The sequence below is a fragment of the Leptospira sp. WS58.C1 genome (genome assembly GCF_040833995.1).
GTDB classification, from domain to species: Bacteria; Spirochaetota; Leptospiria; order Leptospirales; family Leptospiraceae; genus Leptospira_B; species Leptospira_B cinconiae.
Map to the genome: position 1 here is coordinate 1727091 of NZ_CP162137.1, position 24884 is coordinate 1751974.

The 24884-nt window shown below is 41.6% G+C and carries 27 protein-coding genes; 12 read left to right on the forward strand and 15 right to left on the reverse strand.

Going from position 1 to position 24884, the window contains the following annotated elements:
* Positions 1 to 6 precede the first annotated feature (6 nt).
* From AB3N61_RS07780 to AB3N61_RS07790, 3 genes are all read left to right on the forward strand, one after another.
* Positions 7 to 870: a M48 family metalloprotease gene (locus tag AB3N61_RS07780; protein ID WP_020768269.1), complete on the forward strand. Its 864-nt coding sequence runs from the start codon at positions 7 to 9 to the stop codon at positions 868 to 870.
* Between the two features lie 100 nt (positions 871 to 970).
* Complete coding sequence (locus tag AB3N61_RS07785; RefSeq protein ID WP_367898963.1) at positions 971 to 2161, forward strand: DUF2157 domain-containing protein; 1191 nt, start codon at positions 971 to 973, stop codon at positions 2159 to 2161.
* Positions 2158 to 2721, forward strand: a complete 564-nt coding sequence (locus AB3N61_RS07790; protein ID WP_367898964.1) for a GDYXXLXY domain-containing protein — start codon at positions 2158 to 2160, stop codon at positions 2719 to 2721. The genes AB3N61_RS07785 and AB3N61_RS07790 overlap by 4 nt, the downstream gene beginning before the upstream one ends.
* On the opposite strand, the gene AB3N61_RS07795 is transcribed toward AB3N61_RS07790, so the two are convergent.
* The 5 genes from AB3N61_RS07795 to AB3N61_RS07815 form a co-directional block, all read right to left on the reverse strand.
* On the reverse strand, positions 2693 to 3571 hold the full coding sequence (locus AB3N61_RS07795; RefSeq protein ID WP_367898965.1) for an NAD(P)-dependent oxidoreductase: 879 nt from the start codon (positions 3569 to 3571) through the stop codon (positions 2693 to 2695). The two genes, AB3N61_RS07790 and AB3N61_RS07795, sit on opposite strands and share 29 nt — an antisense overlap.
* A 45-nt stretch (positions 3572 to 3616) precedes the next feature.
* Positions 3617 to 4366, reverse strand: coding sequence for a mammalian cell entry protein Mce (gene mce, locus AB3N61_RS07800; protein WP_020768423.1), 750 nt, complete (start codon positions 4364 to 4366; stop codon positions 3617 to 3619).
* Between the two features lie 70 nt (positions 4367 to 4436).
* Positions 4437 to 5204: an ABC transporter ATP-binding protein gene (locus tag AB3N61_RS07805; RefSeq protein WP_020768110.1), complete on the reverse strand. Its 768-nt coding sequence runs from the start codon at positions 5202 to 5204 to the stop codon at positions 4437 to 4439.
* 1 nt (position 5205) lies between these two features.
* Complete coding sequence (locus AB3N61_RS07810; RefSeq protein WP_020768061.1) at positions 5206 to 5985, reverse strand: MlaE family ABC transporter permease; 780 nt, start codon at positions 5983 to 5985, stop codon at positions 5206 to 5208.
* Between the two features lie 5 nt (positions 5986 to 5990).
* A complete protein-coding gene (locus tag AB3N61_RS07815) occupies positions 5991 to 7391 on the reverse strand; it encodes a hypothetical protein (protein ID WP_036088687.1) in 1401 nt (466 codons plus the stop codon).
* 39 nt (positions 7392 to 7430) lie between these two features.
* On the opposite strand from AB3N61_RS07815, the gene AB3N61_RS07820 reads away from it, so the two are divergent.
* The 3 genes from AB3N61_RS07820 (at position 7431) to AB3N61_RS07830 (ending at position 9310) form a co-directional block, all read left to right on the forward strand.
* The gene (locus AB3N61_RS07820) at positions 7431 to 8486 is read left to right on the forward strand and encodes a D-alanine--D-alanine ligase (protein WP_367898966.1); all 1056 of its coding nucleotides are present in this window, start codon (positions 7431 to 7433) and stop codon (positions 8484 to 8486) included.
* A 285-nt stretch (positions 8487 to 8771) separates the two neighbouring features.
* Entirely contained in the window at positions 8772 to 8999 is a 228-nt protein-coding gene (locus AB3N61_RS07825; RefSeq protein WP_036088689.1) for a hypothetical protein, read from the forward strand.
* The gene (locus AB3N61_RS07830) at positions 8996 to 9310 is read left to right on the forward strand and encodes a type II toxin-antitoxin system RelE/ParE family toxin (protein ID WP_367898967.1); all 315 of its coding nucleotides are present in this window, start codon (positions 8996 to 8998) and stop codon (positions 9308 to 9310) included. The genes AB3N61_RS07825 and AB3N61_RS07830 overlap by 4 nt, the downstream gene beginning before the upstream one ends.
* 149 nt (positions 9311 to 9459) lie before the next feature.
* Here the strand turns inward: AB3N61_RS07830 and metW are convergent, their stop codons facing one another.
* The 3 genes from metW to AB3N61_RS07845 all read right to left on the reverse strand — a co-directional run bounded on the left by metW (position 9460) and on the right by AB3N61_RS07845 (position 12599).
* Positions 9460 to 10071 carry a methionine biosynthesis protein MetW gene (metW, locus tag AB3N61_RS07835; protein WP_020768310.1) on the reverse strand — a complete coding sequence of 204 codons (612 nt, stop codon included), beginning with the start codon at positions 10069 to 10071 and terminating at the stop codon, positions 9460 to 9462.
* A complete protein-coding gene (gene metX, locus AB3N61_RS07840) occupies positions 10068 to 11177 on the reverse strand; it encodes a homoserine O-acetyltransferase MetX (protein WP_020768258.1) in 1110 nt (369 codons plus the stop codon). Before metX ends, metW begins: the two co-directional genes overlap by 4 nt.
* A 117-nt stretch (positions 11178 to 11294) precedes the next feature.
* Positions 11295 to 12599, reverse strand: coding sequence for an O-acetylhomoserine aminocarboxypropyltransferase/cysteine synthase family protein (locus AB3N61_RS07845; RefSeq protein WP_020768355.1), 1305 nt, complete (start codon positions 12597 to 12599; stop codon positions 11295 to 11297).
* A gap of 356 nt (positions 12600 to 12955) precedes the next feature.
* Here AB3N61_RS07845 and impL63 point away from each other — a divergent pair, with 356 nt between their 5' ends.
* Positions 12956 to 14611, forward strand: a complete 1656-nt coding sequence (gene impL63 / locus AB3N61_RS07850; RefSeq protein ID WP_412758407.1) for a cytoplasmic membrane protein ImpL63 — start codon at positions 12956 to 12958, stop codon at positions 14609 to 14611.
* Positions 14612 to 14792: 181 nt separating this feature from the next.
* On the opposite strand, the gene AB3N61_RS07855 is transcribed toward impL63, so the two are convergent.
* The 4 genes from AB3N61_RS07855 to AB3N61_RS07870 form a co-directional block, all read right to left on the reverse strand.
* Positions 14793 to 15548 (reverse strand): RsmE family RNA methyltransferase, encoded by a 756-nt coding sequence (locus tag AB3N61_RS07855; protein ID WP_020768070.1) that lies wholly within the window; start codon positions 15546 to 15548, stop codon positions 14793 to 14795.
* Positions 15549 to 15554: 6 nt separating this feature from the next.
* Positions 15555 to 16013, reverse strand: coding sequence for a hypothetical protein (locus AB3N61_RS07860; protein ID WP_367898968.1), 459 nt, complete (start codon positions 16011 to 16013; stop codon positions 15555 to 15557).
* A gap of 57 nt (positions 16014 to 16070) precedes the next feature.
* Entirely contained in the window at positions 16071 to 16895 is an 825-nt protein-coding gene (gene fcpB / locus AB3N61_RS07865) for a flagellar-coiling protein FcpB (protein ID WP_020768201.1), read from the reverse strand.
* Positions 16896 to 17021: 126 nt separating this feature from the next.
* Positions 17022 to 18317 (reverse strand): AAA family ATPase, encoded by a 1296-nt coding sequence (locus tag AB3N61_RS07870; RefSeq protein ID WP_367898969.1) that lies wholly within the window; start codon positions 18315 to 18317, stop codon positions 17022 to 17024.
* 81 nt (positions 18318 to 18398) lie between these two features.
* Here AB3N61_RS07870 and fliN point away from each other — a divergent pair, with 81 nt between their 5' ends.
* Complete coding sequence (fliN, locus tag AB3N61_RS07875; protein WP_020768371.1) at positions 18399 to 18917, forward strand: flagellar motor switch protein FliN; 519 nt, start codon at positions 18399 to 18401, stop codon at positions 18915 to 18917.
* A 48-nt stretch (positions 18918 to 18965) separates the two neighbouring features.
* On the opposite strand, the gene AB3N61_RS07880 is transcribed toward fliN, so the two are convergent.
* Genes AB3N61_RS07880 through AB3N61_RS07890 form a run of 3 tightly spaced genes read right to left on the reverse strand, consistent with a single transcriptional unit; the run spans position 18966 to position 21338 of the window.
* Positions 18966 to 19892 (reverse strand): SPFH domain-containing protein, encoded by a 927-nt coding sequence (locus AB3N61_RS07880; RefSeq protein WP_020768510.1) that lies wholly within the window; start codon positions 19890 to 19892, stop codon positions 18966 to 18968.
* A gap of 8 nt (positions 19893 to 19900) precedes the next feature.
* On the reverse strand, positions 19901 to 20836 hold the full coding sequence (locus tag AB3N61_RS07885; protein WP_367898970.1) for an SPFH domain-containing protein: 936 nt from the start codon (positions 20834 to 20836) through the stop codon (positions 19901 to 19903).
* Positions 20837 to 20867: 31 nt separating this feature from the next.
* Positions 20868 to 21338 carry an NfeD family protein gene (locus AB3N61_RS07890; protein ID WP_036088813.1) on the reverse strand — a complete coding sequence of 157 codons (471 nt, stop codon included), beginning with the start codon at positions 21336 to 21338 and terminating at the stop codon, positions 20868 to 20870.
* Between the two features lie 71 nt (positions 21339 to 21409).
* On the opposite strand from AB3N61_RS07890, the gene AB3N61_RS07895 reads away from it, so the two are divergent.
* From AB3N61_RS07895 to AB3N61_RS07910, 4 genes are read left to right on the forward strand one after another with little or no spacing between them, the layout of a single operon-like run.
* Positions 21410 to 21847 carry a heme-binding domain-containing protein gene (locus AB3N61_RS07895; RefSeq protein WP_020768331.1) on the forward strand — a complete coding sequence of 146 codons (438 nt, stop codon included), beginning with the start codon at positions 21410 to 21412 and terminating at the stop codon, positions 21845 to 21847.
* A gap of 18 nt (positions 21848 to 21865) precedes the next feature.
* Entirely contained in the window at positions 21866 to 23287 is a 1422-nt protein-coding gene (argH, locus tag AB3N61_RS07900) for an argininosuccinate lyase (protein WP_367898971.1), read from the forward strand.
* Entirely contained in the window at positions 23284 to 24186 is a 903-nt protein-coding gene (locus AB3N61_RS07905) for a peptidylprolyl isomerase (RefSeq protein ID WP_367898972.1), read from the forward strand. Before argH ends, AB3N61_RS07905 begins: the two co-directional genes overlap by 4 nt.
* Positions 24186 to 24794, forward strand: coding sequence for a hypothetical protein (locus AB3N61_RS07910; RefSeq protein ID WP_020768109.1), 609 nt, complete (start codon positions 24186 to 24188; stop codon positions 24792 to 24794). Before AB3N61_RS07905 ends, AB3N61_RS07910 begins: the two co-directional genes overlap by 1 nt.
* Positions 24795 to 24884: the final 90 nt, after the last annotated feature.

A 24884-nucleotide genomic window follows, 5' to 3' on the forward strand; every position in this document is an offset into this window, starting at 1 on the left:
CACCAAATGAAGAAAACCTCAATTCGCAAATATTTCCTGGTACTATTTTTGCTTTTTAGCCTCCAAGGTTGTGGTTGGATGGTCGATCTCGTTTTTCCATTGGACGTCGATCGTTTTTTAGGAGAACAATTTTATAAAGCTGCCGTTACGGGTGATGCACACGGTGAAATTTACAAAGACAAACCTTTGGAAAAATATCTACAATCCATTGTAGACCGTATCTTAAAGTCCAAATCCATCCAATACAAGGATGAGTTCAAATATAAGGTAACCATAATAGACGACGATAAGGTGATCAATGCGATCTGCGCCCCCGGAGGTTATATTTTCGTCTATACGGGACTTCTTCATTTCGTAAAGAATGAGGCGACTCTTGCCGGTATCCTTTCTCATGAGATTGCTCATGCGGAGAGAAGACATTCCACCAAACAATTATCCACAAATATCACTTTATATTTTGCCTTGTATTTTGTTCTGTCTTATGTGCTCGGTCCCGATCTGGCACAACATTCGGCGGACATAGCAGGACTTTCCACAAATCTATTAGGTCTTGTAAATTCCCGCTCCATGGAAGAAGAAGCGGACGAATACGGCTTTGACTATATGAGGTCCACTCCTTATTATCCTGGAGCAATCGCGGATTTTTTTAAAGATCTCCAACAAGAGAAAAAGAAAAATCCTGAGTTGAGCGGCGCCGATATTCCTTTGGAAAAGTATTTGAGCACTCACCCTTTGGACGAGGATCGAATTTCAGCAAACGAAAGAAGGTTGAAAGAAGCCGGGATTGGTGCGCCGAATCAAAAGTCATTCTTTAAAGAAAGATACCGCAATCATATAGAAAAATCTTTGGGAACAAAGGAAGAAGACTGATTTAGCTCTACGGATATCGGCTTGTAACTGCCGGTTCTATTTCTAAATTATTGAAAGAAAGGTTGACTGAATTCCATTCCGTCCGGATAACCTTTGCGTCATGAATTGGAAGAAAAAATTAAAAACTTGGGTGGATTCAGGACTCATTAGCCAGGCTCAGGCAGAGTCCATTCTCAAATTCGAAGATTCTAAAAAAATTCCTTATGTATTCTATTCCTTTTTAGCCTTAGGGATCGTGGTCATCGGTCTTGGAGTTATTGCTATGGTGGCGGCTAACTGGGACAAGATTCATTATTCGATAAAACTGGGCACTAGTTTTACGATACTTTTCGGGATAGGGATCGCGATCCTATATTCACAAAGGAAAGAGATCTGGAACGATACGATCCGTTATCTTTTGGTTTTACTTCTGGGTGTATTATTTTTTGCGAATATTGGTCTGATCTCCCAAGTTTACCATACACAGGGGAAATTATACCAGGCTTTGCTCTTATGGTCGGGGATCACTATTTTACTTGTGATCATGTATCCTGGCAGGGTGCTGCAACATCTTTGGATCGCGGTATTCAGTTCCTCCATTTTTAGTTGGATCGACAATAATTCGAATATCGACTGGAGGGAAAGAAGTCATTATTACTCTTTATTCTTTTTTGTTGCCTCCTGGGTGTTTGCAGGGGTTGCGATCTTTGCAGAGAGAAGGCTGGAAACTAAGGAGAGTAAAACTTCTATTCTAGTGAATCCGTTCTTACTTTGGGCCTTCGGTTTTTTTATCACTTCTTCCATTTGGGGAAGTTTTGAGACACGCGATATCCCGAATTTAGATCCGAACCCCGAGTTTTACAGAAAGTACGACGTTCCTTTTCCATGGTACTGGCCCCTAATTGTTCCAATCACGTTAATCGCTATTTCTCAAATTTTTCGAAACCGTTTTTCAAGAAGAAAGATCATCTTACTTTCGATTTCCGGAATATTCTTGGGACTTCTGAATTATCCGCAACTGTTTCATTGGTATGGAAAATTTCCGGCGATGATATTCTTCTTTTTGGCCTGGATCCCGTTTACATTTTTATTTTTCGAATCCAGAAGATGGTTTGATCTATCTTTATTAGTCTTAGGCGTCCGTTTTGTTTATATTTATCTGGAAGTGTTCGGAAGTTTACTCGCCACAGGGATCGGTCTCGTCGTCTCGGGAATATTCATACTAGGATTCAGTATTTTAATATTTAAGATGAGGGAAAGGATCCGAAATGCAGCGAACCAACTCTTTCAATCGGAGGAATTAGGAATATGAAAAAGTTAACCATTTCGGTTCTTGCGGTATTTTTGCCCATTCTTGTTTTAGCCTCCATAGCTCTAGAAAGAGAATTCGATCTTAGGAATGGAAAAGTATTAATCCTTCCGATCACGGGTTATGATCCTAGAGATCTACTTTCCGGGCATTATCTCAGATTTCAGATAGATCGTAAATATTCGAACGACGTTTGCCAAGGAGAGGGGACCGTCTTTTCCTTTTCTTCCAATTCTTTCGAGGCGGACCCTAAGATCCCGAGAAAGAATATAAAGGAAGCTTGTGTATGTTTCAATTCCAGAGAACCTTCCGTTTATGACTTAGGTTTTTACTCAGATTGTAACGAGGCAAAGAATGATCCAACTTGCTGGAATTATATCAGAGGGGAGTGTAATTACGGAAACTTTCATTATCCTTTCAGCAAATACTATATCCCGGAAGAAGGCGCGAAAGAACTAGAGGAAAAATTAAGAAAGCCGGGAGCCAAAATCCAATTACGAATGGATAAGAACGGGAATGGCCTCATCGAAAAGATCATTTGGCCGGATGTATCTTCGCAGTAACTTCGTTCAAGCTGCAATAATCCTTCTCTCCTAAACCCGCTTCCATCCCGTAGCGATAGATCTCATCCAATCCGGAACAGAGTGGCAACTTTGTTCCGGATGTTTTCCCTAATGTGAGGGCATGTTTCAGATCTTTGTACATATTCTTCAATGCAAAATGGGTTTCGTAGTTTCCGGAAAATACGAACGGAAACTTAAATTCTGAAATTCCGGACTTGGCAGCGGATTGTTCTAAAATAGATTTCAGGACAGAAGGATCTATACCTTGAGCCTTTGCCAATGAAAAACCTTCCATATAGACTTGGAAGATCCCTGCTTGCACCATATTTAATGCGATCTTTGCTTTCTGTCCATCTCCGACTTCTCCGCAATAGACCGTGTTTTTCCCGGAGGCCTCAAAAATGAAAGAGATATCTTCGATCTCATCCTTGGACTTTGCTCCCACCATAAATAGGATCTGACCGTCCCTGGCTGCATTCTTGGAACCCGTCATCGGAGCATCTAAGAAATGAATATTCATTTTTTGGAATGTATCTTTTAACTTGAGAGTGAGAGAAGGGGAGGTTGTGCCTACGTCGATCACATAATTTGCATTCGTTTCCAAAAGTCCGGAGGAGAATACGGACTCTTCCACAACATGATCTTCGGTCAGACAAAGTATTATAATTTCCGAATCTTTTACCGTTTCTTTGATATTTCCATGAACGGAGACCAGATCGGACTGTAGGTCTTGGATCTTTTCAGGATTACGGGCGAATAATTGGAGAGAATGACCTAGCTTAGAAAGATTATTTGCGATCCCTCTACCCATGATCCCTGTACCGATGATTGCGATTTTACGAGAAGACATAGGAAAAGTCTTTCGTAGGAAACCCAGTTTGGCAAGAAAAAGGTTTTAAAAAGAGCTGAGTGCCGCGCGGATAAAGCTTGTGACCGGTGCCTGTTCGCGTGTATCTTCCAAACCTTCTCTTAGTTCTCGCAGAACGATCTGTGCATCCGTCAGAACGGTATTTACATTGGTATGAAGATCGTCACGATTGATCAGTCTTCCCAAAGTCCCATCTCCACTATTGATCTTTGTGGTGATATCGGCTACGTTGGAGAAAGTTTTTCGGATATCTCCTCTATTCTCGGCGATTAGTTCGGAAAGAGATACGAGCGGATCTTGTAATACTCTCCCTTTTAAGGAGGCCCCTGCCGTTTTATAATCCACAACTTGGAAGGTCCTCGGTGCTCCTTTGCTTTCTTCCGCGGATTCGGAAGTTCCAGGATCTATGGAAATCACTCGGCCTGAAAGTAAACTTTCGTTACGTATTGCAATATCATAATTTTCATATATACGGACCGGTTCTTTCAGAAGAATTGTGACTTCTACTCTAGTGGCGACTCCCACTTCTCCCGCAGGAAGAACGGCTCCACTTTCGTCTATCTGGATCAGTCTAATGTTAGAAACGTATCCGAACGGAACACCTTGTACAGTGACCTTGTTTCCTACCTTGATCCCCTCCGAGTTTTTGAAATTGATTTTTAGGAATTCTCCCCGTTTTTGAATGGGTCCACCTTCCGTCATTACGGTAAAATAACCTACTATGACTAAGGCGACCGAGAAGATAGCACCTACTAAAAGATAACGGATTGATTTCATTTAGGATCCAGAACTCTTACCATATTTATATCGGACTTTTTATCCAGAATATTCTCTTTGGACCTAGGTTTCAATTCTTAGTTTCCAGGATCATTGGGCCCTTTGTGTGTCCATGAATAAACTGACGGATGAATTCGTTCGGAGAATTCTGCACTTCTTGTGGAGTTCCGGTAAATAAAACCTGGCCCCCGTAAAAAAATGAAATGCGGTCGGCTATCATATACGCACTGGACATATCATGGGTAACCACGACCTGAGCGGCGCCTGTTTCTTTTTTGATACGGATAATCAATTCGTTGATCACGTTTGACATAACGGGGTCTAGACCGGATGTGGGTTCATCATATAGAATGATCGCCGGATTAGAAGCGATCGCTCTAGCAAGTCCCGCTCTTTTTTTCATTCCGCCGGAGATATCGTTCGGAAAATTGTCCTTTGCGACGGTCATATCCACTAACCTGAGTTTTTCGGCGACAATACGTTGGATCTCCTCTTCGGGATATAATTTGTGTTCTCGTAAGGGGAGTGCAACATTATCGAAAACGGTCATCCAGTTGATGAGTGCCCCCGATTGGAATAAAACCCCCATTTTAGAACGTAATTTTTCTCTTTCTGGTAAGGTAGCTCCAGAAATATTTTCGCCGAAGATCCTACATTCCCCTGCGTCCGGTTCCAAAAGACCTGTGATATGTTTTAAGGTGACGGATTTTCCTGTTCCGGACGGTCCGAGTACTACCATGGTCTCTCCTTTTTTTACCTGGAGATTCATTCCTTTTAAGATCTTTCTCTGCCCGAAAGCTTTGTGCAGATTTATAATTTCTATTGCGTATTCTTCCATTTTATTCCCTGTAGAAGATCGCCGTGATCACATAACCGAAAAAGATCACCATTAAAAAAGACGTCACCACTGATTCTCTTGTGGCTCTACCGACACCGATTGCTCCGCCGCTCGTTCTTAAACCGTGAGAACAGGAAATGGAGGAAATGATCAGGCCGAAAACATATCCTTTGAATAAGCCCGTATATAGATCTTTGAGACCGGGGATAGAAGTGATCCTTTCGTTCACATCTTGGAAATAGACGATATATTCTATCCCTAATTGAAAATGCCCGACTAACGCTCCGCCTAAAATTCCCAAAATACTGGAATACACGCAGAGAACCGGAACCATTAAAGAAAAACCTAATACTCTTGGAAAAACCAGAAATCGTATAGGGTCAATAGACATCACTTCAAGAGCGTCGATTTCCTCGGAAACTTTCATTGTACCTATCTCCGCGGCAATGGCGGAACCGATGGAAGCGGCCAAGATAAGCGCCGTCATAAATGGGGACATTTCGCGAGTAAGGGTAATCGTGAGAAGAAGTCCGATCTGTCCCTCTGCTCCGAAATCTTTCAGACCCAATCCTGTGTTTAAAGTGAGAAGCATTCCGGTAAAAACTGCAACCACAGATACCACGAACAAACTCCCGACGCCCGCAATAAACATTTGGTCTAAAATTTCTTTCCGCTTTTCAATCGTGAATCTTAGATTTAAAAAAGTTTCCGCGATCAAAACGATCGTATAACCTGCCGCGTAAAGAGTATCATTTGCTTTTTCTTTAAAGGATCCCAACATTTCGATTAGAGCCTAATCCACCAAAAAATCTGCACCGTGGTCTTATCCTTACTTCTTTCCAATCCGAATAGACCGTATAAAAATTGATAAGAAGTTTTTTCCGGAGTAGAGCTGTATTCCACGAGCAAAGGTACGTGAATATGCAGTTCTTCTTCGTTCCATCTCTGGGTATAAAGTCTCATTAAAAAAGAGAGCCTTTTTTCTCCATTGGACAATTTTTGATATTCAACGATGGACCAGACCGGATCCCAGATCCTTTCCACAAGTTCCGATTTTATCGGAAATAAAGAAAGAAAATTCCAAGTCAGGTTACCTTCTCTGTCCTCATGCCATCGGAAGAGAGGCCAGAGTTTATAATAATTTTCTTCTCTTCCCCACTGCACGTATGTTCTGTTGGTTCTCCACCAAAACGGGATAAAATAGGTTTCGGAAGATTTGAGATGATGACTGTCAGTGCTCAAGCGAAAATAGAACGGAGTAAAAAATCTGGTCTCCTTATACGCAAATCTGTAATAGCCGTAAAAAGGAAATAAAATTAATTTTCTGTAATCTTCGTCGTCATTATAACCGTATTGAAACAGAAAAAATAGGACATTCAGGTCTTTTTCATGAGTTCTTTTATCGTACCCATACGAGAATAAAGATCCTATAATGGGAAACCAAAAAAAAGCCCGAGCTTTCATATTCCCGAATTCCGAATCCTTGGAAAGGTAAAAAGGCCAGAACATTTTATAAGTAAAAGGTTCCCTTTTATCCTCGTTGATATTTCCCCATTGGAAAAACGGCCAAAGCACAGAATAACGTTCATATTTTCCCTTGTGGATCTTGTGAGAATAAAAAGGGAAGATCCTGAGATCATTCCTAACTTCGGAACCTCCCCACATAACGAAGGGCCATAAAATCCCATGAGCGTTATAATTCTTATACTTCCAATTGGAATAAAGAGGGAAGAGTGCAAAATTCAACTCCGAATAACTTGCCTTACCTCTAAGTTTTCCGTATAAGGGAAAAAAACCGAAATAGGATTCTCTAGCCGTTTCACCTTTTCCCCATATCAGAAGTGGGGAAAGAGTGTCCTCGTCCCAACCGATATCGTCGTGGTAGGTTTCCGTTCCACTGAAAAAGAATAAAAAACTCCAAACCCTCCAGTAATCCGTTTTTTCCGAATAGTAGATTGGGAATAAAAAAGTATTATAACGATAATTGGATTTGGTTTCCTTATATGTAGAGAAGAATGGTCTAAAGATCTGTTCTTCTTCTCCCAATCTTTTTTCGGATTGGTATAAGAACCAAAATTGTTTGTATTCGGACGGAAAAGGAGAAACCGGTTTAAAAGGGTATTCCGAAAATAGGCTTTCCGTACAAACTAGGAAGAAAAGGATCAGTATTAGATTCTTATTTATCATTCTTCCCGGAAAATCCTAAAAGCAACAGGGGATAGATCATTGAAAATTGCAGTTTTATTTGGCGGAACTTCCACAGAACACGAAATTTCCCTGCGCACAGGCACTTTCATAAGTAAAACTTTGTCTTCCATGGGACATTCGGTCAAACCCATTCTGATTTCCAGAGACGGCAGATGGGTGATCCCTAAAGAATATCGACCTGAGTTCCCGGAAGGAAATTCCAAAAATCCGGAAGAGTATTTAAAAGAATTCGAAGAACTTCATTCGACTAACGCCGGAGCGTTCAGCTCTTTGGATTGTGATGTAGTTTTTTTAGGATTACATGGAACCAGCGGAGAAGACGGTTCTATGCAAGGTTTTTTAAAAGTTCTCGGCATTCCATTCACCGGTTCCGATGTAAAAGCCTCCGCTTTGGCAATGGACAAGATTAGAGCAAACCGATTATTCCAACTTGCAGGAATGTCCGTTGCACCCTTTTGGGAATTGAGAAAAAAAGAATATTCTGAAAATCCGACTTTGGTCGAAAACTTCGGTTTAGAATATCCGCTTTTTCTAAAACCGGTGGAAGGAGGCTCTAGTTTTCATACATTTAGGATAGAAGGACCCGAAGATCTACGTCATAGATTACCGGAATTTTTCGATGCGGAAGAGCACGCGATCTTACAGAAATTCTTAAAAGGAACGGAAGTTTCCTGCGGGGTTTGGGAAAAGAAAGAAGGTTCCAGAAAAATATTAGAGGCGCTTCCTCCTACGGAGATCATTCCAGGGGGAGAATTTTTCGACGTTGAATCCAAATATAAACCTGGACTTTCTCAAGAAATCACTCCGGCTCGTTTACCGGAAAAGGTCATCTCTAAGATCCAGGAAGAGTCCATCCTTGCTCACAAAACACTTGGATGCGAAGGATATTCTAGAACTGATTTTATCGTCGTTGGGGAAATACCGTTCGTTCTGGAAACAAACACGTTACCCGGAATGACGGAAACAAGTCTAATTCCTCAACAAGCAAAAGCTGCCGGAATACCCATCCAGACATTGTATCAATCTTTGATCGACCAGGCCTTGGAAAGAGCCGGGAAGATTCCAGTACGTTAATAAAGATAAGAGGTTCGCACGGAGGCCACTGAGTTCACGGAGTAATTATATTTGTTGGAATTCCAATATGCGACTTTCATTGTCTTGTAGGAACTCCTACATTTCCACTCTCTGCCTGAAAAAAAACCTTTGCGTCTTCGCGTCTCTGCGTGAAAAAAACTCTCTGTGTTCTCCGTGCCCTCTGTGCGAGAAAATCTCAGTATTCTCCGTGTTCTCTGCGTGAAAAAATCTTTTAGATTTCTGACTTGATTTTAGATTCACTTCAGTGTATTAATAATTAAGACAATGAATATTCTTCCTAAAATAACCATAGGCGAGATTCAAAATATGCAAATCGAAGAGCAGTTGGATGCTCTTTCCAGTATTTGGGACCAGATTGCTTTAAAAAATCCTGCTATTGAAGTCTCTCAAGACGACAAGCAATTATTGGACGAAAGATTTGCAAATGAACAAAATTCAACCGGAACATCTTGGACAGAGCTTAAAAAACGGATACTAAATTCTAAAAAGTGACAAGTTTAGAAGTCAGAATTAAGCCTAGCGCCCAAGAAGATATTCTTCATTCAGTAAATTATTATAATAGTAAAAAAGAAAATTTAGGTTTCGAACTTATTTTAGAAATCGATTCTTCCTTAGAACGGATCAAGTATTTTCCAGAAATTGCTCCGGTTGTTTATAAAGATTTTAGACAGATATTGACGCGTCGATTTCCATTTCGGATCTTTTATAAGATTTCAGAAAACTATATTGATGTTTATGCCGTTTTACACCAAAGCAGGGAGTTTAGAAGGTTACTTGAGTTAAGTTCGCACGGAGGCCACTGAGTTCACGAAGTAATTATATTTGTTGGAATTCCAACTTGCGACTTTCATTGCGGTGTAGGAACTCCAACATACCTCTGAGGCTTTGTGACTCTGTGTGGGAAAATCTCAGTGTTCTCAGTATTCTCCGTGAGCTCTGTGCGAAAAAAAAACTATCTAATCTGAAACAAAGCCAGCTTCGCAAAAAAGTTCGGACTGAATTTTACCTGTTTTAGATCGGTGAAGAATGCTCTATCCTCTACGGTAAAACCTCGAATATCGCAGAACTCCTGAAAATCCAGAACGGAAAGAAAATGTAAGTTAGGAGTATTGAACCAACGATAGGGAAGAAGATCCGTGACCGGAGTTTTCCCTTGGAAAAGGATCCGAAAACGAACTTCCCAATAACCGAAATTCGGGAACACAATAATAACACGTTTACCGATCCTCAAACATTCCTTGATGATATCGCCCGGATGTCTAGTCTCTTGGATTGTCTGGTTTAAGATCACATAATCAAAACGTTTGTCTTCATGGTGACTTAAGCCCTCGTCAATATCCCCATGGTGAACGTACACACCTTTGCGGATACATTCTACGATTGCATCTTCGTCCTTCTCTATCCCTTGGCCTCGGATCCCTTTTTGTTTTAAAAGATACAGAAGGTCCCCGTTCCCGCAACCAAGGTCCAAAACTCTGGAACCTGGTGAGATCGTATCCAGAATATAAGCGAAGTCCGGTCTTTCTCTTAGAGTAGTGCTACTTAAGATTTTGGAATCTATCATTCGTTCACCGGCATGTTTAAAAAACCTCGGATCACATCCTCTTGTCTTTGGTTGGGAAGAAGAAAACTATCATGACCTTCGTTCGTGGTTAGTTCCACATAAAAAACTCTTTTATCGGAAGCTTCTAAACTTTTAACGATCTCTCTGGATTGAGATGGAGGGTAGAGCCAATCCGAACTATAAGAGACCACTAAAAATCTACATTGAGCCGGGCTTAATGCCTTAGTAAGTTCTTGGCCTTTCCCCAGACTGAAATGATCTAGGGCTTTGGTCACATAGATATAAGAATTCGCGTCAAAACGATCTACAAAACTTTCTCCCTGATAGATGAGATAACTTCCCACTGCAAAGTCCGAGTTTAATAGGTTTCCTCTTGGCGGGTTCCTACCGAATTTCTCTCTCATCTTATGGTCGGAAAGGTAAGTGATATGGCCCATCATTCTCGCTAAAGCAAGACCCTTTCTGGGAGTCGCATTCTCATCATACAATCCGTTATTCCAATTCGGATCGGAAAGGATTGCTTGTCTTCCGACTTCATTAAAAGCGATTTGCATCGCTGAATGTTCCGGAGCAGAAGCTAAAATAATACAGTTCTCTAAAACATCCGGATACGATATGCTCCACTGTAAAGCCTGCATTCCGCCCATCGAGCCGCCTGCCACACAGAGTAATCTTTGTATCCCGAAAGATTCCACTAAAAGTTTTTGGGCAGCCACCATATCTTTGATGGAAACGAAAGGAAAACTGGAACCGTAAGGTTTACCGCTGATAGGATTGATACTCATAGGTCCGGAAGAACCCTTACATCCGCCGATCACATTGGAAGATATTACAAAATATTGATTTGTATCAAATGCTTTGCCTGGACCTATATACTCATCCCACCATCCGGGACGTTTTTCTCCCTCGGAATGAAAACCTGCCGCATGAGCGTCTCCTGAAAGAGCGTGGCAGATCAGGATCGCATTATCTTTATTCGGAGAAAGTGTTCCGTAAGTTTCATAAGCAACTACGGTAGGGGAAAGAACTGATCCGTTGTCCAGACGTAGATCACCCAACACTGCGGTTTTAGGTTCTACTATGCCGACGGATTGTTTTGATCCCATGATTTACGTTCCAAATAACTAAGCCACTTTCCTTTTTCAGACGATCCTAAGCAAGCTTAGGAAACTAAAAAGAGAAAGTGGCTGATTTTTAGACGATTTTTTAGACGGAGTCGGAAGTCACACCTTTTTCAGTGCTTCGTCCAGGTCCGTAATAATATCGTCTATATGCTCCAGACCAACCGAGAGTCTGATAAACTCAGGAGTTACACCCGCTGCCAATTGTTCTTCCGGACTCAACTGTTGGTGAGTTGTAGAAGCCGGATGGATTGCTAGGGATTTTGCATCTCCTACATTTGCGAGCAAGGAGAATAATTCCAGACCGTCTATCAACTTCTTCGCTTCCGGAATTCCACCTTTTACGCCGAAACCGATGATCGCTCCGAACAATCCTCTAGTATGGTATTTTTTCGCCAGAGTATAGTTCTTGTCAGTTGAAAGACCAGGGTAGTTCACCCAAGACACTTTCGGATGTTTAGAAAGATATTCCGCCACCTTTTGTGCATTCTGAGAATGTTGGGTCAACCGCAGCGGAAGGGTTTCAATACCTTGGAGGATATTAAATGCATTAAAAGGAGAGATTGCAGGTCCTAAATCTCTTAAACCTTGGACACGGGCCTTTATAATGAACGCAATATTTACTCCTCCAAAAGGTTCAAATTTACCGAAAACATCCCAGAATTTCAGGCCATGGTAACTTGGATCGGGCTCTGTGAAGTTCTTAAACTTACCGTTCCCCCAATTGAATTTCCCTGAATCCACAATGATCCCGCCGATAGAAGTTCCGTGACCTCCCAAAAACTTGGTCAAAGAGTGAACGACCACGTCCGCCCCAAAATCGATAGGGCGAACTAGATAAGGAGAAGGTAGGGTATTGTCAATCACCAGTGGAACCCCTGCATCATGAGCCACTTTCGCAACCGCTTCAATGTCCAGAGTATCCAACTTAGGATTTCCTAAGGTTTCGGCAAAGACGGCTCTGGTCTTGTCATTGATCGCTTTTTTGAAATTTTCCGGATTGGACTGGTCCACAAAATGGACTTTGATCCCAAGTTTCGGAAAAGTATAATGAAGAAGGTTATAAGTCCCTCCATAAAGGGAAGAAGATGCTACAATTTCCTGTCCAGCTTCTACTATATTCAAAAGAGCTAATGTTTCTGCGGATTGCCCGGACGCTGTTGCGAGTGCCGCCACTCCGCCTTCTAATGCGGCAACTCTTTGTTCTAAAACGTCGGTTGTAGGGTTACCGATCCTTGTATAAATATTACCGAATTCCTGGAGACCGAATAATCTCGCAGCATGGTCCGTATCCTTGAAAACGTAGGATGTAGTTTGATAGATAGGCACTGCCCTGGATGTGGTAGTAGGATCCGGAGTTTGCCCTCCATGAAGAACGATTGTTTCTGGTTTATAATTTCTTGCCATCTCTAGGACTCCTTTGTACAAATAGTGGAAATATTTCCTATAATGTCTATCAAAAATTTAATAAATAAGATATAAAATTCGTTATAGCGAATAGATGCGAGAATCGGAGGAACTCGAAATATTTTACCAAAATTCATCCCTTAAGAAATGAAAATTCAGGTTTTTTGGAAAATATTTTCTGAAATACGAGAAATATTCCTGTTTTATTGGTTTTTCAACGGAAGGTTCTGATAGAATCGGATAGTCATTTAGATTCCACGTAGACGATACGATACTAGTGGTACTATTTTTTGGATGAATTGAAATACAATCCGCGGAGAAATTCCGGCTTAAATATGAAATTAAACTTTTTGAATTTGTGTAAAAGATCTCTTATACTTCCGGGGATTTTACTTTTTTCTTTTTATCTTCTTCCTAGCGAAGAACTTCAGGCCCAACTCTGGATGCCACCTGGAAGACAGTTTATGCAACCTCCTGATCCATTCACATTCGATGCAGGGGTAAATAAGTTTAATAACGACTATTATCTGTATTTTGCTCCAACCTTAAATTTGAATTTTGGGGGAGAATTCGGACTCTCTCTTACTGCTCCAATGAACTTTCTTGCTTACGACCAGGATCCGAAAGATCCAACCTTAAAGGTGGGGAGCATTCGCAAGATAGATTACGACCAAAAAAGCGATTATCTTAGGTTGATTAATAATATTTGGTACGGGACTTACGGACTTTATAAACCCGGGGAGACAACTTTCTCTTTTTATGCCGGAAAACTTTTCGATGGATATATAGGTCACGGAACCATAGTGAACCGTTATGTGAATAACCAAAGGATAGACATTTACAATGTAGGTCTGATGGCGGATTTTAATAACGATTACGGAGGAGTACAGGTATTTACAAATTCCGTTTATACTCACGAGATTGGTGCCGCAAGAGGGTATGTTCGTCCATTTGCAATTGCATTTAAATTATTCGATCTGTTCACCGGAAGATCTCAGTTATTCGGAATGTTACAACTTGGACAAGGAAACGTAGCGGACGAAGCCGGAAGAAAAAAGGTCTACGAAGAAGCCGGAGTGGACCCGGAAGATAGAGAGAAATATAGGGCATTGGTTGAAGACCAAAAGACTCATCAGATGAGAGAAGAAATGATCCCGATCGAGAAAAAGCCGGAATCTCGTAAGGAAAAATTAAAAGAATTCTTTAATCAGGACAATTTTGCAAATAGATTCTCGATCGGATACACAACCGCATTCGACACTAAGGCTCCTACCCAGCTTTCATTCGATACAACGGGACGTTTACGATTGGATTCAAATAATAACCCGTTAGTAGAGCAATCGGAAAGATTGATCATCCAGGGTATGGATGCAGAATACAAACTCATCAGTACCAAATATGTGGAGATCACTCCTTACTATGATGTGAACACCATCAAACTTTTAAATTCCAAGGGAACTCACACCGGAGCAATCTTCCGTTTCGGCGGAAAAGACATCTACGCTAAGATCAAACCGGAATACAGGAATATGGATGCGAATTATATTCCTATGTATTTCGATAGCTTTTACGAGTTGGAAAGATACCAATCTAATGTGAACTCCCAACTTCCTCTGACCAAATTGGAAGCTGCCAAACTTATGGATCCGGATGCCGCAAAGCTGAAAGGTTATTTCACTTCCGTTGTATTCAGTTTTTATAGAATTTCCTTGGAAGCAAACTATGAGAATTATTCGGGCCCGAATAACTCCAGGATCTTCTTAGGGTTGTATTTCCCGATCGGTTCCTTATTTATGATCTCCGGATATTATACGCGTAAGAATTTCGATCAGAATAAAGATGCATTCAAGGTGGATGATAATTCCGTCGGAGCGATAGAAGCCGCTTTGAATTTAGGGTTTATTTCCATCCGAGTGCAAGATATCCGCAGATGGGTGTATGATAGCACCTCGAATAGTTTTGTAGCACAAGACGAACAAAAGATATTGTTTTCTAACTCTTTGTCCTTCTAAAAAGAACCGCTCTCTATCTTAATGATCTTTATATAATATTTTATTGTAATGAAGAGTCTTTACCTGAGAGCGAAGCCAGGATGGTGAAGCCCCCTGGAGGTTTGCACAGGACGTGCAAGCGAAGAGGTAGGTAAAGACTCTTTATTACAGGCTATTTAGAAAAAAATTGAGATAGCGGTTCTTATGAAAGGACGGAGCTTTCCCATTGCGAAAGGAAGAATGACACTGCCTGTTCGGATCTCAAAATGGAAGAAGAAAGTCTAATTGATGGAATATTTAATTTTTTGAATATTTCCAATTCCGTTTTTGTCCAACCCGGTTCCGGTCCTACTAAAATTGAATATTCTTTTTCCTGAAAGGGAAAAAACTCTCGGATGGCTTTTCCTTTTTTATCCAGATAATAGAACCTATGGGAAGAAGAACGTACTATTTCGGAAATAGAACCTTTCTTCTCAAAACTTGCCTTTTTGCCCGGAGGAACAAAACCGAGTGTTAACTTTGGAAAAAAAATATTCCCACCTTGTTCCATCCCGAGGAGCAGTTTTGCTTTCATATTCTCCTCTTTCCAAACAGGGGAGGTAAGATATTCCGTTCTGGAAAGTGCGGCGAGTCGGAATTCTAAACCGGAAACTCCCCAGACTCCTGATAATTCTAAGATCTTTTCTACTGTCGGGGGTCTTTGGACGGAGACGATCAGTTGGATGCCGGGATTTCTTCTTTTAGGTTTAAGTATGGGAGTGTAAGTTCCCAAAAGTTCCGCTGCGTTTACTTTTAGAATTTTAAAAATCCCTAAACTACTATTTAGGAGGCCGGCTTTGATCTTATCACCTTCCTTCTTTTGTAAAACTTTTAGAATATGAGTGACTCGAACTTGGTTTGAGATCTTGAATTTCCCAGGATCTGTTTCCTGAGAAGGATCCAGTAGAAGATAATTCATAAAAGCCTAAATTTCTACTTGGGGAGCTTTGTCTTCTTCTTCGTGAGGATTTGGACCGGAGGGTTCCTGGGTTTCCGGAGAATCCCAATGCGGAACCGAGTCATTCCAGTTTTGGGAGGAAAAGAAACAGGCTCTTGCGATGCCGATCAGGATCAGAATGAATAGAATATATTTTGCGAGTAGGGGACCGAATCCGGTTCGGTGAAGATCACCGTAATTTTCGAAGGATTGTGGAGGTTCTCCGGGGTTTTGCCATCCGTACGTTCGATTCTTTCGGAACTTGGATTTAAACGATTCGAATTTATCTTCTAAAAAACGAAAAAATCCCCGTACAGAACGAGGATTTTTGAGACCGGAGTTTCCTCCTGGGAGATCGTATCTTCCGCCTCTAAAACTGGCCGGGTCTTCCGGATCAAAGACGAAAGAATGATAACATCTAGGACACCGAACTGTCAGTTTTCCCAAATCTATGGGAATCCTGAGTTCGGTGCCGCAGGAAGAACAAGGAAGAATATACCGCACTTAGTATTTCAGGGATTCCTTGAGCGTGTCTACGTTCTCTTTGTAGTTCTCATTACCCAATTGGTCGTTGTAATCGAAAATTTTGGTAAACAATCTATCGAATGCATCCAAGTGTTTAATGTAGAACGTCTTTTTGAAAGAGTTGCGGATCGGGTGAGTTTTGGTATTTTCCACGTTTGCAAGAACGTATTTACCGACTCCTTTTTCGCTAGGAGTTTCGGGACGATTCCACTCAGGGTAATTGTTCTTTTGGTAGAAAAGTTCAATCTTATCATTGTGTCCTGGCTGGTCGTTTGGAGCCCTGTCAATGATCTCGGAAACCGATTTATCTTCGATCAGGAAGTTATTCTTATAAACTCTGCTGATAATTTTAGCAATTTTACGAGGAGGTTCCATTCTTGGATCCGGATCGTTGGTATTCGGTCCTTCGAAGTAAATCTCCATATACTTGGAAAGTCCGCCTTGAACGACTTTACCTTGTCCTCTTTCCTCATCCTTAATGAAATCGTAAACTTCTACTCGGATACAGTTGTTTGCCGCATCTTCTTGCGCGTTGCTATTAGCAGGCACACATTCGTCGTTGTTTGCTTTTCCTTTAAACAGAACCGTACGGAAAGGAAGAATACGTACTTTCATTTTCATGAGTACTGTATGACGTTTCAGTCTTTCATTTAGAGAGGTAACTCTCTGATCCAGACCTTTTTCAGTTTCCAGAATAGCCGCGCCGACCTGGCCGTCTTCCTTCTTTTGGGCTTGGTTGTCTTGAGCGTTGAGTATGCCTGCGATTGAAAAAATTGCCAGGCAAAATGCGATTTTGCGTTTCATTGTACCCTATTTCCTTGGTCTCTTCTGCGTTTGGATTCCCCGAAAAGTCGAGAATACCCTGTCTCTAGTATCGGTAAAATAGACTCCCGATTAAATCCAAGACTTACATTTTCGCACGGAAAACGTTTATTTTCCGGATTTTGAACTCGTTTCCAAATACAGTTCATAGGGGGGAGGAGTCGGTTTCAATCCTTTTTCGATCAGATTGGCCGCCCATCTCCTTTCTACAAAATCGCAGAAATCCCGTAAATCCCGCCCTGAATAAGAGTCCAGTCGTTGTGAAATTGTTAAACGTTCGCTTTCCTGTAAATGTTTAGCATAATTTCCTAATATCGCAGCCCTTTCTTTTTCATTCGGAAGAGGGAAGAATACCGATCTGTCAAATCTGGAAACCAATGCCTTATCCAGGTCCTGTTTTCTGTTTGTGGCACCCAGGGTAATTGATTTTTGTCCCCCTTCGAAACCATCCAGTTTTCGTAATAATACGGACAGAATATTTCGGGTTGCCTCGAATAGACCATCGTCCCTGGACCCGGCCAAGGAATCTATTTCATCTAAAAACAAAAGACAAGAAGGGAATAGGGAGGCCACGTCGAAGACATAAGCCATGTTCTGCGCGCTTTCCCCATAATATTTACTTAAAATCGATTCCACAGGGACGTAGATGAGAGGGATCTCGGTCATACAGGAGATCACCTTTGCCATGCTAGTTTTTCCTACTCCCGGTTCTCCTTCTAAAAGGATCGCCCTTGGTTTTGTCCTGCCGGGGAATTTTCGAGTCAGTTTGGAAAGTTCCTCAAGGGTTTCAGGAGATTTGAGCGGAAGTATAATGGATTCTAAAATTTGCCTTTTGACATCCTCATAACCGGCAATGGTCTCGAACGTCATCCAATCTCCTTTCTTCTTTGCCTCGATCGGATCGAATACGTCTATTCCTAGTCGTAATAATAGTTCTTTGGGATTCTGAACGGATTCTTGTTTGGAAAGTCTGAGATATTTGAATAGATCGATCGCGGAAAAAATTTCCTCTCGATGGAAATCTCCCTTTTTCGTGATCTCAATTTTGCTTTGGTTCCTTCCTGAATAAAATCGGAATTTGGCGTTATCTAAAATGTTTTTAGTTTCGAATAAATTTTCATTCAATGCTTGTAGGCAAACGTATCCAGGTTCAAAAGTATGGATTCGCAGATTTTCTACATGATTCCGAACGATTTGGATACAATCCAGAAGCTGGCTTTTATCCGCACCTGGGATGGGAAATTCGATCCTAAGATCCTTTTTGTCGGGAACAAATGCGGGAAGTTCGACATCCTTGACACCTATACCTTTTAGTTCCGAATAGAGCAGGTTTTTTGCCTGGGTAAAATCCAGAATATTTCCGGAATTTCGGGTGGCTAAAGGGGTCAAATCTTCAGGTTTCATTCTTTCTTCCCTAGAATTTCTCTTGTATAATCTTTCGGTTCTGTCGAAGAATTTAGAAAGAACCTTTGGAGGCAAGTCCTAATGGGTGAAGGCTCCCTTTCACAAGACGATATAGACGCATTACTAACCGGGTCCAGTCCGGGAGGTGGGGGCGGCGGCTCTGCTGATTTTAATCTAAGCGGAGAATTGGATTCCCTCTTAGGAGATGCCGGTGGTGGGGCTGGTGCTTCTACCTCTCCTGCTTCCGGAGGAACCCCTTCCTTCGCGGATATTGCTGCCGCTTTGGGACCTTCTTCCACACCTGCTCCGCCAAAGGCAAGTCCTCGCTCTAGCTCCGTTTCTTCCAATACTGCAAACTTAAATCTATTACTAGATGTTAACGTGGCTCTTACTGTGGAATTAGGTAGGACCAATATGTACATTAAAGATGTTCTCGGTTTGAACGAGGGCGCTGTTGTGGAATTAGACAATGCCGTCGGAGAGGATTTGGATATTTTGGCAAACGGTAAACTGGTTGGGAAGGGAAAACTGGTTCTATTGGACGATTATTACGGAATTCGAATTACCGAGATAGTAGATCCTTCCAGAAGAATGATCTAAACAGGATCTACGTATCCGGAAAGAGATTTCCGGATACGATCAGAACGTTTACGCCTTTTTGTCCTCGCTTCCGAGTACTGACTTCATTACGGATTTAAAATTAGATAGGTTTAACGGAAGAACAAGCTCCGTTCCATCCTGCCCGATTTTTTCTACCTCTTTGATAAATCTCTGAGCGATCCTGAGTTTTACCGCTTCTTTTCCACCTTTTGTTTTGATGGAAGAGGCAAGTAGTTGGATCCCTTTTGCGGTTGCAGTTGCAATAGATTCAATTTCCACTGCTAGGCCTTCCGCCTCATTGATCCTTTTCTGCTTTTCTCCCTCGGATTTATTGATCGCTTCTTCTTTAACACCCAAGGACCGGTTGATCCTGGAATCTCTATCTCCTTCGGAAAGAGAAATCTGCGCCTTCTTTGTGATCTGCGCTTTTTTCTCTCTTTCCATTGCTTCGATAATGGATTTAGGAGGAGCGATATTTACTATTTCGTAACGATTCACTCGGACACCCCAAGGTTCTGCCGCTTGGTCCAGCACTTCTAGGATCTTGCTATTAATTACTTCTCTTGTTTCGAATGTAGTGTCCAGGTCCATGGTTCCTATGATCGCTCTCATTGTAGTTTGTACAAGCTGAGTGACTGCGAATCTGTAATCTTCTATCCCGTAACTCGCCTTCTGAGGATCAAGAACTCTCAAATAAAGGATCCCGTCCATTTCCACTTTAACATTGTCTTTCGTAATGCAGGTTTGGGGAGGAACGTCGATAGCCTGTTCTTTTAGGGTATGATAGTATGCATCATAATCTATAAACGGGATGAGAATATGAAATCCGGCGTGGAGTGTCCTGCTATACTTTCCGAGCCTTTCTACGATGATACATTCCTGAGCCGACACAATTCTCAAGGAACGATATAGTTTATAGGCAAAGTAGAGTAAAAACCCGAGCCAAAATATCCATAAAAATAATGAAACAAACATATTGAATATTACTCCTTCTCTCCGTCCAGTCCTGGAAATTTATTGGTTACCTTGGAAATCCCTTCGAAAAAACCGACAATGTTTGCCATTTCCGTAGGAAGAACCGTGGTTTTTGCTTTTTCTAAAATGAGTCCAAGGCCTGACAGATAGTCTTCCGTGATTTGAAGATTGACTGCTTCCGGTCCGCCTTCGTTACCGGTGGCTTCTGCGATCATTTGGATCCCTTTTGCTTTGGCTTTTGCAATAAATTCGATCTCTTTTGCTTTACCTTCGGCTTCGTTTACCTTTTTGATCTTTTCCCCTTCGGAAAGATTGATCGCTTCTTGTCTTTCTCCCATGGAACGGTTGATACGAGAAAGTTTTTCACCTTCTGAAATGGTGATCTCTGCACGTTTTACACGTTCTGCTTTTACTTGTTCTTCCATCTCATGAAGGATTTCTTTAGGAGGAGAAATGTTTTTGATCTCGTACCGAGTCACTTTAATTCCCCAGGGATCGGTTGCCTCGTCTAAAGCACGCACCACATTCGCATTGATAACGTCCCTTTCGGAGAATGTATGATCCAATATCAGTTTACCTATCTCCGACCGAAGAGTGGTTTGAGCCAACTGAATGGTCGCGTTCCGGAAGTTTTCGATCTCGTAAGATGCCTTGTAAGGATCCATGACTCTGATATACAGGATACCATCCACCAAAATGGAAACGTTGTCCTTGGTAATACATGTCTGGGGAGGAATATCGATCGCGATCTCTTTTAAGAGCTGCTTGTATTTGATCTGGTCCATGATCGGGATAAGAAAATGAAAACCGGCACCAAGAGCTCCTCGGAACACTCCCAGTCTTTCCACGACGAAACTATATGTTTGTGGAACTACGATACAGGTCTTCATAATGAGATAAATAGCTGCGATAACGATCAGCGTAAAATATAGAAATGGGTCCATTTGTAAATTTCTAACTCCTATTCAATTATGATTAAATTTCCGGAAGCTCTATAGGCTCCACAACGAAGGTCAGATTTTCTCTTTCTAAGATCCTCGCTCTTTTACCTGCTTGGATCCGTTTAGATTTACTGATCGCATCCCATTCCGTTCCTTGGAATACGACCCTTCCACCTTTCCTTTCCACAAGAATATCCTTGGAAACTAGAACAATTCTTCCGGGACCTTCCTCAGGAATGAGAGTGGCTTTTTCGGACGAAGAAGGAAAGAATTTTCTTAGGAAACTTCCTCCCAACCAGATCAAAATTCCCGAAAGAGCAGCCCAAAGGATCGCTTGGGTCCAAAATCCAATTTCATAAAAATAGGAAATACTTCCTATGATCGAGGCAGAAAGTCCTAAAAAGAATACGAAGGTTCCCGGAACAAAAAGTTCCGCCACCATTAGAATCACTCCGGAGGCAATCCAAAGATAAGAAAGGTTATGTCCGTCTTGTAAAAAGTCCATGGTTTTAGGTAGAAGAAGGGGGAAAAATTCTATTTTCAAAAACATTCCCGTCCGTATTCTTAGCGGGAGTGATGAGAAAATTTTGGATTCGTCTGGGAATCGGACTATTGATCTTATTCCTTGCTCTTCAGTTAATCCCCGTTCAACCTCCGTTAGGAAAGAATGCTAATGAAATCAAAACGGAAGAACGCGTCAAAAAGATTTTTCGAAAGTCTTGCTATGACTGCCATTCCGATTTGGTGCAATGGCCTTGGTATTCTAAGGTTTTTCCGGTTTCTTTATATATCTCTCATCATATAGAAGAAGGCCGGGAAGAATTGAATTTTTCCGAATGGGAGACCCTAAAACCGGAAAAAAAGGCGGATCTAGCGGAAGAAATTCTAGAAGAAGTGGAAGAAGGCCGTATGCCTCCTAAGGATTATATTTTCTTACATTCTAACTCGAAACTGGATCAGGAAGAGATAGAGGTCCTAAAAGACTGGCTCCAAACGTTTGCGGAAAATCAATAAGGCATCAAAATCATTTTAATGAAAACACCTGAGGACAAAAACTCTAAACTCTGGGGAGGAAGATTTAAGGAAAAAGCTTCTTCTATTATGGAAAGGATAGGAGAATCCATTTCCTTCGACCAAAAATTGTACAAAGAAGATCTAGAAGGAAGTAGGGCTCATGCCAAGATGCTTTCTAAAATGGGTATCTTAAACTCTCAAGAATTGAAAGATATACTAGACGGATTAAATCAGGTAGAAGAAGAAATAGAATCCGGAAATTTCAAATTCAGTTCGGAGCTGGAAGATATTCACATGCATGTGGAATCCAGACTTACGGAATTGAAAGGAGAAGTTGGGAAAAAATTACATACTGCAAGATCCAGAAACGATCAGGTCGCTCAAGACACAAGACTCTATGTTAGAAACCGGATCCAAGAAATTTTACTTCGTTTGGATTCTTTGAGAGAAGCACTCTACGAACAAGCTTCCAAGAATATAGACACAATCATTCCGGGATATACTCATCTTCAAGTCGCTCAACCGATCCGCGCCTCTCATTTTTTATTGGCATATTTTTGGATGTTTACCCGCGATTTAGAATTTTTTGAATTCGCGGGTAAGACTGCAAACATTCTAGTACTTGGCTCCGGCGCAATGGCTGGGGTGAATTACCAAAACGATAGAGAGTTTTTAGCGTCCGAATTAAAAGCGGATTCAGTTTCTCCGAACAGTATGGATGGTGTTTCGAATCGGGACCATCTGCTTCAGTTCTTATTCGCTGCGGTGCAAACAATGTCTCATGCTTCCCGTTTTTGCGAGGATATCGTTCTATATTCTTCTCAGGAATTCGGCCTTGTAAAGCTGCCTGATTCTTTAACTACCGGATCTTCTATTATGCCCCAGAAAAAGAATCCGGATATTGCGGAGCTTATCCGTGGAAAGTCCGCAAGGGTGGCGGGTAACTTAAATCATCTGATCGGGCTCTTAAAGGGATTGCCTCTTACCTACAATCGTGATTTACAAGAAGACAAGTTAGCCGTTTTTGATGCTGTGGAAACAGTTCTTTTGAGTCTGGAAGGATTAGAGGCAATGGTTTCCGAAATGCAATTCCGACCCGAAAGGGGAGAAAGATCCTTGAAGGAAGGGTTCGCCACCGCGACAGATTTGGCCGACTTCCTGGTAGGAGAAAAAAAAGTCCCATTCAGAACGGCGCATGAACTTGTAGGAAGACTTGTCTCCGAATGTGTGGAAAGAAAGGAGAATTTGTTTACAATCTCCGAAGAGATCAGAAAGGAAATTTCTCCTTATTTTGTTGGAGAAGAATATTCCAAGGCGGTGAGTCTGGAACTTTCCACGGACAAAAAATCGAGTTACGGTGGAACTTCCAAAACTCGACAGTTGGAACAATTGGAACTCGCGAAACAATCTATTAAATCAATCCAAAGGAATATGAAATGAATTATTGGAATATAAAATCGAGATCAAAGTTAAGGATTACCGGATCTCTAACATGGTTTACGATTTTATTATTTTCTTTTGCCTGTAAGGCAAACCCTTATGCGGAGCAAAGATATGTACCGGAAGCGTATAGTCCGGTCGAAGTTGTCGTTAGAAAAGAAGAAAAACCTCGTACAGCTCTTCCTGAAAAACCTGCAATTTATGCTCTAATAGAAACTACACAAGGAAGCATGCTTTTCGAACTCTACGATAAGGATGCTTCTAAAACTGTCCAAAACTTCATCGATCTTGCCCAAGGAGAGAAGGAATTTACACTACGAAATGGACAACCTCAAAAAAGACCGTTCTATGATGGATTGGCCTTCCATCGAGTGATCGAAGGTTTTATGATCCAAGGCGGATGTCCTTATGGTGATGGTTCCGGAACTCCGGGGTACAGATTTGCAGATGAGATCAATGCAGCGAGTCTGGGCTTAGACCAGATGAAAATCGGACAATCCCAATATTATACAGGATATTTGTACAGATATATCGGTGGAGAGCTTGGAATTCGTAGCCAAAGAGAAGCAGACGAGAGAAGAGAAGAGCTAGAAAGCAATTTGGAGAAGGCCAAAAATCTTTCCGTCATGGAGATACTCTACAGGTTAGGGTATCGTTATAATAATGTAGTTAAAAGTAAGAAGGCAATCAAAGGCGCATTGGCAATGGCAAATGCAGGACCGAATACGAACGGTTCTCAATTTTTTATCAACCAAGTAGACACTCCTCATTTGGACGGATTGCATACGGTTTTTGGACAGATCGTTCAAGGCTCCGAAGTGGTAGATAAAATTATCGCTTCCGGAAACGGTAAAACTACCATCCGTAAAGTGTCCATCTACGATAAGAGGACAAAATAATGAGTACTTCCCTGGACCAAAATCCACTTTTTCTTTCGGTGGCCCGAGAGATACAGGGTGCCGGGTCCACGGGAAAAATATTAGAAAAACTTTCCGGATTGCAGGTGGATGATTCTCGAGGCGGAGAAATGTTCCCCGAACTCCGGAATAAAAAGGACACTGCTTGGGATTTCCGCTCCGTAATTTCCCTAGTTCGTCTGATACAGCAGAACAGGCAATCTGTCAGCCATTCTTACGAAGAAGCAATGGCCCGTTATAGCAAAGTAAACAACTTAACCGCAAAACGAAAAGCAAACGAGGAAGAGGTTAGGCTCAAACAAACTCTTACCGACTATATCCTAAAAATCGAATCCAATTTTGAAAAGAACGATAGAGCGGATGAATCCATCGTAAAAGAGATGACCCGCTTTTTCGATAGTCTGGAATCAGCGGAAAAACTCTCCGAATCCAATATTGCCAGTTTGAACTTATCCCCCAAATCCGTGGCCCAAATCGGACCAATTCTGGAAAGATATGAAGAATGCTACCAGGAATATAGTAAGCTCAAACCTGTGCTTGGGCGACTGATCCGGATCGCGGACTATATTATAGAAGATGCCGAAGGCTAAAGCCTCTCGTTTACTACATAATTTCTTCGTATTTTTTAGTAGGTTTTGTCTTTTTTTGCCGAAATCTAAAATGTAGAGCTGAAAGCTCCT

Excerpts from the sequence above, each read along its gene's own strand:
- AB3N61_RS07810 (WP_020768061.1), bottom strand. The coding sequence starts at position 5,985 with ATGTTGGGATCCTTTAAAGAAAAAGCAAATGATACTCTTTACGCGGCA.
- AB3N61_RS07780 (WP_020768269.1), top strand. The coding sequence starts at position 7 with ATGAAGAAAACCTCAATTCGCAAATATTTCCTGGTACTATTTTTGCTT.
- AB3N61_RS07795 (WP_367898965.1), bottom strand. The coding sequence starts at position 3,571 with ATGTCTTCTCGTAAAATCGCAATCATCGGTACAGGGATCATGGGTAGA.
- AB3N61_RS07910 (WP_020768109.1), top strand. The coding sequence starts at position 24,186 with ATGAGTACTTCCCTGGACCAAAATCCACTTTTTCTTTCGGTGGCCCGA.
- AB3N61_RS07905 (WP_367898972.1), top strand. The coding sequence starts at position 23,284 with ATGAATTATTGGAATATAAAATCGAGATCAAAGTTAAGGATTACCGGA.
- AB3N61_RS07870 (WP_367898969.1), bottom strand. The coding sequence starts at position 18,317 with ATGAAACCTGAAGATTTGACCCCTTTAGCCACCCGAAATTCCGGAAAT.
- AB3N61_RS07890 (WP_036088813.1), bottom strand. The coding sequence starts at position 21,338 with ATGGACTTTTTACAAGACGGACATAACCTTTCTTATCTTTGGATTGCC.
- AB3N61_RS07815 (WP_036088687.1), bottom strand. The coding sequence starts at position 7,391 with ATGATAAATAAGAATCTAATACTGATCCTTTTCTTCCTAGTTTGTACG.
- mce (WP_020768423.1), bottom strand. The coding sequence starts at position 4,366 with ATGAAATCAATCCGTTATCTTTTAGTAGGTGCTATCTTCTCGGTCGCC.
- AB3N61_RS07885 (WP_367898970.1), bottom strand. The coding sequence starts at position 20,836 with ATGGACCCATTTCTATATTTTACGCTGATCGTTATCGCAGCTATTTAT.
- fcpB (WP_020768201.1), bottom strand. The coding sequence starts at position 16,895 with ATGAAACGCAAAATCGCATTTTGCCTGGCAATTTTTTCAATCGCAGGC.
- AB3N61_RS07855 (WP_020768070.1), bottom strand. The coding sequence starts at position 15,548 with ATGAATTATCTTCTACTGGATCCTTCTCAGGAAACAGATCCTGGGAAA.
- AB3N61_RS07785 (WP_367898963.1), top strand. The coding sequence starts at position 971 with ATGAATTGGAAGAAAAAATTAAAAACTTGGGTGGATTCAGGACTCATT.
- AB3N61_RS07845 (WP_020768355.1), bottom strand. The coding sequence starts at position 12,599 with ATGGCAAGAAATTATAAACCAGAAACAATCGTTCTTCATGGAGGGCAA.
- metW (WP_020768310.1), bottom strand. The coding sequence starts at position 10,071 with ATGATAGATTCCAAAATCTTAAGTAGCACTACTCTAAGAGAAAGACCG.
- AB3N61_RS07825 (WP_036088689.1), top strand. The coding sequence starts at position 8,772 with ATGAATATTCTTCCTAAAATAACCATAGGCGAGATTCAAAATATGCAA.
- AB3N61_RS07880 (WP_020768510.1), bottom strand. The coding sequence starts at position 19,892 with ATGTTTGTTTCATTATTTTTATGGATATTTTGGCTCGGGTTTTTACTC.
- AB3N61_RS07895 (WP_020768331.1), top strand. The coding sequence starts at position 21,410 with ATGAGAAAATTTTGGATTCGTCTGGGAATCGGACTATTGATCTTATTC.
- AB3N61_RS07805 (WP_020768110.1), bottom strand. The coding sequence starts at position 5,204 with ATGGAAGAATACGCAATAGAAATTATAAATCTGCACAAAGCTTTCGGG.
- fliN (WP_020768371.1), top strand. The coding sequence starts at position 18,399 with ATGGGTGAAGGCTCCCTTTCACAAGACGATATAGACGCATTACTAACC.
- metX (WP_020768258.1), bottom strand. The coding sequence starts at position 11,177 with ATGGGATCAAAACAATCCGTCGGCATAGTAGAACCTAAAACCGCAGTG.
- argH (WP_367898971.1), top strand. The coding sequence starts at position 21,866 with ATGAAAACACCTGAGGACAAAAACTCTAAACTCTGGGGAGGAAGATTT.
- AB3N61_RS07790 (WP_367898964.1), top strand. The coding sequence starts at position 2,158 with ATGAAAAAGTTAACCATTTCGGTTCTTGCGGTATTTTTGCCCATTCTT.